The sequence below is a fragment of the Thalassoglobus neptunius genome, from assembly GCF_007859735.1.
GTDB classification, from domain to species: Bacteria; Planctomycetota; Planctomycetia; order Planctomycetales; family Planctomycetaceae; genus Thalassoglobus; species Thalassoglobus neptunius.
Window position 1 is genome coordinate 1 of sequence record NZ_SIHI01000086.1, and the last position, 7,763, is coordinate 7,763.

Annotated in this window: 6 protein-coding genes; all 6 read left to right on the forward strand. The window is 50.3% G+C overall.

What is annotated here, in order from left to right:
* Nucleotides 1-367: hypothetical protein (locus KOR42_RS27170; RefSeq protein ID WP_197441580.1), on the forward strand; the 367-nt coding region annotated here is incomplete at its 5' end.
* The gene (locus KOR42_RS25240) at nt 364-756 is read left to right on the forward strand and encodes a hypothetical protein (RefSeq protein WP_146512580.1); all 393 of its coding nucleotides are present in this window, start codon (nt 364-366) and stop codon (nt 754-756) included. The genes KOR42_RS27170 and KOR42_RS25240, both read left to right, overlap by 4 nt.
* Before the next feature lie 194 nt (nt 757-950).
* The gene (locus KOR42_RS27175) at nt 951-1,094 is read left to right on the forward strand and encodes a hypothetical protein (protein WP_197441581.1); all 144 of its coding nucleotides are present in this window, start codon (nt 951-953) and stop codon (nt 1,092-1,094) included.
* 396 nt (nt 1,095-1,490) lie between these two features.
* On the forward strand, nt 1,491-2,063 hold the full coding sequence (locus KOR42_RS25245) for a sigma-70 family RNA polymerase sigma factor (RefSeq protein WP_146512581.1): 573 nt from the start codon (nt 1,491-1,493) through the stop codon (nt 2,061-2,063).
* A gap of 101 nt (nt 2,064-2,164) precedes the next feature.
* Nucleotides 2,165-6,532, forward strand: coding sequence for a serine/threonine-protein kinase (locus tag KOR42_RS25250; protein WP_197441582.1), 4,368 nt, complete (start codon nt 2,165-2,167; stop codon nt 6,530-6,532).
* Nucleotides 6,533-6,774: 242 nt separating this feature from the next.
* Complete coding sequence (locus KOR42_RS25255; protein WP_146512582.1) at nt 6,775-7,395, forward strand: hypothetical protein; 621 nt, start codon at nt 6,775-6,777, stop codon at nt 7,393-7,395.
* The last annotated feature ends 368 nt before the right edge of the window (nt 7,396-7,763 follow it).

A 7,763-nucleotide genomic window follows, 5' to 3' on the forward strand; every position in this document is an offset into this window, starting at 1 on the left:
GCAGCAATGTGCCTGGTACCACACAGAACTCAATCGATTGACAGTTGCTCCTGAAGCCAATACCGACAACACCTCACTCATCGCTGACCTGCACGATCGGATCGCCAAGACCGCTCGACAGATTTCTGAACTCGACCAACGGATTTTAGAGGCCGATCAGCAACAACTGACGTCAGCGGACGTGGAAGCCGCGTTCGCAGATTTTGCAGGGCTCTGGGACACACTCAGCCCTCAAGAACAGGCTCGATCCCTCGCTCTCGCGGTGAAACGGGTTGAGTTCGATTCGACAGATAGCAGCGTCGAGATCGAGTTTCACACAGAGGCGATTCAGGCCCTGGCAACGAACACAACCGAGGAACGAGAATGATGCAGGTCAAACGAACGGTCCAAATCGATGTTGGAACTCGAGGACGACGGCGTCGTAGCGAACGGGAGCAGGCAGCCGTTCCCAGCGGAAGAATTCCACGGGTATCGCGACTGATGGCGCTGGCGATCAAATTCGACAGTCTGATCAACGACGGGATTATTTCCGATCAGTCAGAACTCGCCCGCCTCGCTCACGTCACTCAGCCCCGCATGACACAGATCATGAACCTGCTGCATCTCGCTCCGGACATTCAGGAACAGTTGCTGTTCCTCCCTCGAGTCATCAGCGGCCGCGATCCGGTTCATGAGAGGATGCTACGGCCGGTCGCCGCGGAAGTGTCTTGGACGAAACAACGAAAGATGTGGTCAGAACTCTCATCCAACGACTGACAACGTGCATCACCATGATGGGAAAAAGAGAACGAATGATTGGCCACCATAGATCTCTCTGAAACTACGCTTGCAGATCACCAAGTCCGAATGGTCCGCGTCACTGGGGGCGGGCCTATGCGATAATGCCCATGGTCCCGGCCGATGTGCGACCCGAGAAAGGATAACTGGGACATCCTCTGGACAATGAAGGAATGGCAGATTTTCCTCAAACCATGACTCCGCCCGGTGATCCATACTTACTGAAAAAGATTTCGGGTGAATTCTACGCCGTTCTTGCCGAATGGGATCTGACGGAGCTGGAGAAGGCGGTCATGGCGGAGCTGAGGAACCGGTGACCGAGGTCTTGGATTTGAAATCTGGAGCGAGCTTCTTGCGCTAGACGTTCTCAAAACTGCTCTTCGAGGTCTTTGTGGACTGGCAACCATTGCTCACTTCGATCGATGTGGCCGGGTGCACTTTCATGTTCGACGTTTCCTGCTTCGGTCGAATTGACCGAAGCAGATTAGCGTTCGGTCTTAGCAGCATCGGGTTGTCCATCCTCGGCAGATTTGATCTGACTCAGATTGCATTCGGTGACATCGTCCGACGTCACTTGCGTATTTGTTGGTTTCAGCTTTTTGTGATTGCGTGGAACGTTTGTGGGAGATGGCAAACTCAGGTTGATGGCGCTTGGGGTTGGGTGAATTGGGGTTTCGCTGGCGTGGGGTTTATGGGTCTCGTATGCTGATTGCATGCTCAATGTCACGCAAATACTTTCGAAGATCGAATCGGGCGACCGGCAGGCGGCTTCTGAACTGCTGCCTGTCGTCTATGACGAGTTGCGCAAGCTGGCGGCGGCGAATATGATTCAGGAGCGACCGGATCATACGTTGCAGGCGACGGCACTGGTCCATGAGGCGTATTTGCGGCTGGTGGATATTGATCAGGTGCAGGGCTGGGAATCGCGGGGGCATTTTTTCGCTGCAGCAGCCGAGGCAATGCGACGGGTTCTCATTGATCGGGCGCGAGACAATATGCGTTTAAAACGTAATCAGGGTGAAAAGTGCATCGATGTGGACTCAATTGAAGTTGCGACCGACACCCCAGACGAGGAACTTCTGGCTCTCAATGAAATGTTGAGTGAATTCGAGCAACGATTTCCAGACAGTGCTCAACTTGTGAAAATGAGATTCTTTGGCGGACTCTCGCTCGCCGAGTCAGCGGCCGCATTGGGAATCCCGCGCCGCACAGCTGACCGCAAATGGGCGTTTGCTCGATCATGGCTGCACAAGCATCTCACTGTGCCGGATTCCGTTTCGCATTAAAACCGCCATTACGATGCAATTTTCAGAGAATTCGAAAATAATTGGCGCAAATTCTGCGCAAACGGAGCATTGACTCTTAGAGCCAAGACACGGAGCCAACTATGCCAGACGGCATGCAACACAGCATCGAAGAAATTTTCGGCCAGGCGATCGAATTGTCTCCTGAAGAGCGAGAGAAATATCTGTCGCAATTTGACGACTCACTCCGAGCTGAGTTAGATGCACTCTTTAGTTCAAACGCTGCCATCGGTCGATTCCTTGACGGCGATCGCGTCAACACGCTGGTTCACGCCGAAGATACGTCATTCGTCGGCACCACGATCGGTCCCTATAAGATCCGTGAGCAGATCGGCGAAGGAGGTTTCGGAGTCGTCTACGTCGCTGAACAGGCCGAGCCAATTCAGCGGAAAGTGGCACTGAAGATTATCAAGCCAGGGATGGACTCCAAGGATGTGATTGCACGGTTTGAAGCCGAACGACAAGCCTTGGCATTGATGGATCATCCAAATGTCGCCCGCGTCCTCGATGCTGGGACAACAGATGCCGGTCATCCTTACTTCGTGATGGAACTCGTGAAGGGAATCCCCATCACGGAATTCTGCAATTCCCAAAAGTTGACAACCAGAAAGCGACTGAGTTTGTTCCTAGATGTGTGTCGGGCGATTCAGCACGCACATCAAAAGGGAATCATTCATCGTGACATCAAACCAACCAACATCCTTGTCACATTGCGAGATGGAAAACCAGTTCCGAAAGTGATCGATTTCGGAGTTGCTAAGGCCCTCTCGCAAAAACTGACGGCACGGACGGTCTATACAGCATTCGGTCAAATGATCGGAACGCCGTTGTACATGTCCCCTGAGCAGGCGGAACTCTCTGAGCTAGATGTCGACACTCGCTCCGATGTTTATTCTCTGGGTGTCCTGCTCTACGAATTACTGACTGGGACGACGCCTTTCGATCGCGACGAGTTCAAGAAGGCTGCCTTTGATGAAATCCGCCGAATGATTCGTGAACAGGATCCGATCAAGCCAAGCTCCCGTCTGAGTACATTGCAAGATGATCTGCTGGTGACTGTTGCTGACCAGCGTCAGATCGATACCAATCGGTTGGCGCAGACATTGAAGGGTGATCTCGACTGGGTCATCATGAAATCACTCGCGAAAGATCGTGAACGTCGATACGAGTCAGCCAGCGCTTTTGCGGATGATTTGCATCGTCATCTCAACAGTGAGCCTGTGGTGGCCCGTCCACCTTCTTTCTGGTATCTGGCGAACCGGTATGTTGCAAGGAATCGTGGGAGAGTTGCTACTGTGGCAATTGCGAGCATCTGTTTCATCGTTTCGGCAATTGGAACCATCATATTTGCCATGCAGCAAAAACAACTTGCCGACGATCGTGCCGATTTTCTTGTTGAAAAAGAACAACAAACCCGAAGCGCCGAAGATTCTTTTGAAGAACTGAAGGTCAGGAATGAACTCGTCAATGCTCAATTGGCCGCTGCACTTGTCAGTGAAGCAACAGCCATTCGAAAATCGGCCCAATTGGGGTACCGCGAGAATGTCGACGACCTGCTTCTAAAGGCTCTCGAAACGGGAACTTCACCGGTTTTAAGAAACCAAATCCGTGAAGAGGTACTCCAATCTCTTGGCGATCCGATTTCTATTCCGCCTGTCAAAATCGAACCTCGAAGATCACCTCCAGTTCCCGACTTTCCGGACAGCATGCGCCATCTTCTCCCAGAATCGCATCGCCACTCGAATCCTGTTCCGGGAATATTTGCAGGGTCAACGACAGGAAATCTGTTTGCAGCCGGAAAAACAATCACATCAACAACTGCGGAAGATGAATTTGTTGTCAGCCTCTTCGCCAACGATGAACATGTTGCCACCGTTCCAACAAATGTGACGGACGTGAAACGACTTATTTTCAGCCCTCAATCCAACTATCTGGCAGCCCAATGCGGGGAGGGATTTGTGGTCTGGTCTATCACGGACATGCAGGCTCTCCTGAGGATCGGCGGAGACAATTATCACTATCTAACTTTTCACCATAACTTGCCCATCCTGTTGAGCGTGAGCAACACAAAGGGTGTCGAAGTCTGGTCAATCAAGCATGGTCGACGGATTGCTTCAATTAAGCAAGTTGGAGTGAAAGAAGCCTTCTTTCTTCCGGATGGCAACAGCATCTGTATTGTGCGAGCTGTGAATTCAACAGATGGGCAATCAAGGCAAACAGAATACGAAGCATGGTCTCTTTTTCAAAGCCCGGAAAGAACTCAGATCACTGGATTCCTAAGGGGAATTAGTGGCTTTGATTGGGGACCAGATGGAGAGTTTCTCGTTGCGATTGCAGATGATGGAATGCTGAGAAAGTCAGACCCCAAAACAGGTCGACATTTTTTTGAGATTCCGATTCCAAAGAGCAGTCGCAAAACGGTCGCAGTCTCAAAAGATGGTGAGCTAATTGCTGTTGGAGGGACCGTGTTGCGTCTCTACGACAAGAACTGTGAATTGATTGCCGAGCAACGAGCCGGAATTTTCACATGGTGTATGGAGTTCAGTGCAGATTCAAAACGTCTTTTTGCTGGTGGCAGTGGTGGAATCAAAGTTTGGGACATTCAGGACCAGGAAGGTTCAATTCTCCTAGAAGAAGCATCAAGCTTGAAATTGAAAAATCGAGTCAGCGGCCTTGCGGTTCATCCCTCAGGTAAAGAGCTCCTGTGTCAAATCTGGAAATCGATGGATGGTGGAGCCGTCGGGCTTTATCGATTTCAATTGGAGGAATCAGAGGCGGAGTTCATTACAACAGCGCGGACTGGTTATCCCAGGTATCGTTTTGTTGCTGAAGGAACGCGGTTTCCATTTCTTAGCCACGAAAATATTTTGGCCATCATGGAGTGGCCTTCTCAACAGATCTCGAATGCCTGGTCGCTCGATCAATTTCGATCGGAGTTAACGGGGTACCGTACCGAGGGCAAGATGACCGTCTCACCGGATGGAAAACTGGTCGCTCTTTTTTCCGATATCAACCAGATTACCATCTTCAATCTACAGACTGGCCGACCGCTCTACACGTTACCCAGTGAGAAAGCTCAAATCTATTATATCGGATTTTCACCAACAGGCAGTTCCCTCGCTGTATTGATGTCCGACGGAGGAATCTCCATTTGGAAGTTGAATGAGATTGACAAAAGGATGGCTGAATTCGCTGTTGACGATGCGACATCGACGCTCGCTGTGGACTCAGGTGTTGGCACGAATGCACTTTCCGCAGCGGAAATCGCACAAAAAATAACGATTTACAGTAGTTCTTGGCCGACGAATCCAAAGCATTGGCAAATCCTCAAGGAAATTCTCAACCGCCATGATTCATTAGACATCCGCGGAATCGAGCATTCTGGGGTGACTACAATCAACGAATCTGAGCTTAGTGACATTGAAGATCTCAAAGAATTAGCCTACGCCATCTTTGAGGAGTCATTTGCTTCAGACAGTGAATTGGTTCATTTAAGTTCCGCTACAAATCTGCGATATCTCGATCTTACGAAAACATGTATTACCGATGAAGGGCTTAGGTATCTCGCTGGATTGAAAAGTCTGGAAGTCCTGTCCCTGGCGATGACGCAGGTCCAAGGATTGGGACTCAAACATCTCAATGGACTGAAGTCCCTTCGGCATCTTGATTTGAGGCATTCATTCGTCGATGTCGATCAGGCTCTTGACGTTCTACTTTCTATTGAGAACCTGGAATTCCTCGATATTCGCGGGTGTGTCGTGTCTCAGGAGTCAATCGAGGAACTGACTGCACAAATAGAAGACGTTCAGACAGATCTTCTCGAAGCACTAAACGCTCGGCCAGATCAGATCGCTGACGCAAACGGCAAAATGTTCGATGTGATTTCCTATACCAACGCAGAAGTGCATCGCGGTGAAATCGAGAAACTATCCAATGGTTTCCGGCTTTCGCCTCAGCAATCCCCGAAACGTCACGGAGTTGTTTCGTTTCCAATCACATGGCCGGATGAATTTGACTTATCGATTTCAGCGGTTCGTTCACCTGAGAGTTCCCCCAGTGGTGCATTCCGCTTTGCGTTTCCCTGGAAGCATTCTGAAGGAACAACAAACATCGTCCTCGTTCTAGGTGAAGGTCGAGGAAGTGGTTTTGCAGGCTATGACTCCTCGGCTTTCTTTGACTCAACTACACACATTCAGGCAAGAGTCCTTCAATTTGAGCAACCTACTGCCTTCGTAGTAAAAGTACGTCGAAATCTGTGTTCGCTTGAAGTTAATGGTTATCCCGTGTTTACCGTGCCTGGACCGCCTGGTGACGCAGAATGGAATCGTTTTGGTATGCCTGCTGAGAGTCGAGGAGTTGATGTGGGTGTCTGGCATCCGATGGATGTTCATTCAATTCAGTTGCGGCCTCATCAAACACCTGCCGAGGTAACTCCTTCCTCTTCCCGATAATCACTGAATGTTTGTACGGCGATTTCTTCGGCAAGTGTGAACCAAAGTCATTCAACCAGAGGTGACTAACCAACGGAAGAAAACTGATCAGATTCGACAAGTAACGATTCACTAAGAAAATACGGTCGGTGAGACTCAGCCTGGCAGCATCCCTCACCGACCGCAACCGTTCTCATCGCGCTCGTTTTGCGCGCTGAGAGCCTTGATTGTACCAAATCGCTGCCATTGCATGGAGAGAAATCATGACTCGCTCATTCTTAAAACTGTTCACGTGCATCGCAGCGACTGCGATCATCGCAACTTTTTACACAAATGAAGCCGCTGCATGGCCCAAAGGAAATGGGAACGGAAATGATGGAGGAGGCGGCGGCGGGAGTGGCGGTCCGGTTCCTCCTGGTGTGATCTACTTTTCCTCAGCTGGCCAGCCTCGGGAGATGCTGGCAGATGGCAGTCAGGAATTGCCTGCTGCCGGGTTGGTTGCCAGTTATCGTTTGCACTCAAGTGAGCGATTTTTCGCCGAGACTGTTTACCAGCAAACAGTGGATCGCAATTACTTTCAAATTGTTGTCTTTTCGTCATCCGGAACTGTATACCTGCTCACCGATGACGAGAGCGTCTACATTCGAGATATCCAATGGGCGAAAGATGACTCCTTCATCGCAGGCATCGGAGAGATTATCGGAGTGAACTCTGAGCTTAGTGACAAAGAGTATTTCTTCATGCAATTCATTGACTGGAGTCAAGGCTTCCCCAGTTCAGACGGCGAATTGATGATTCTCCCAATGGATGACGACTACCATAGCTATCCGTTCGATACTCATCCCAATTTTGACGTTTCTCCAGACGGAACTCAAATCGTCTAAACGAGGTCCATTGACGGGTGGGATCCGAATTTCAATCCAATTCCATTGCCGGTTGTCGTAATAGATTTTGTTTCCGGCAATCAATACAGCATAAGAACCGGAATCGAACCGGTCTGGTCACCCGATGGCGAGTCTATCGCCTTCACGGCAAATTCGAACGAAATCGTCGTCGCATCCGCCGATGGGAGTGGCGTGCTCCCCATTTTCTGATCCAGATGTTATGAGAGTCAACCGACCGATGTTGGTTCGAGGAGACTTTGATGACGAAGCGACGACGACGTAAGCCTGAGCAGATTGTGAAGCTGTTGCAGGAGGGGCAAGCGATGTTGGCGGCAGGAAAGTCGCTGGCTGAGGTGTTGCAGAAGCTG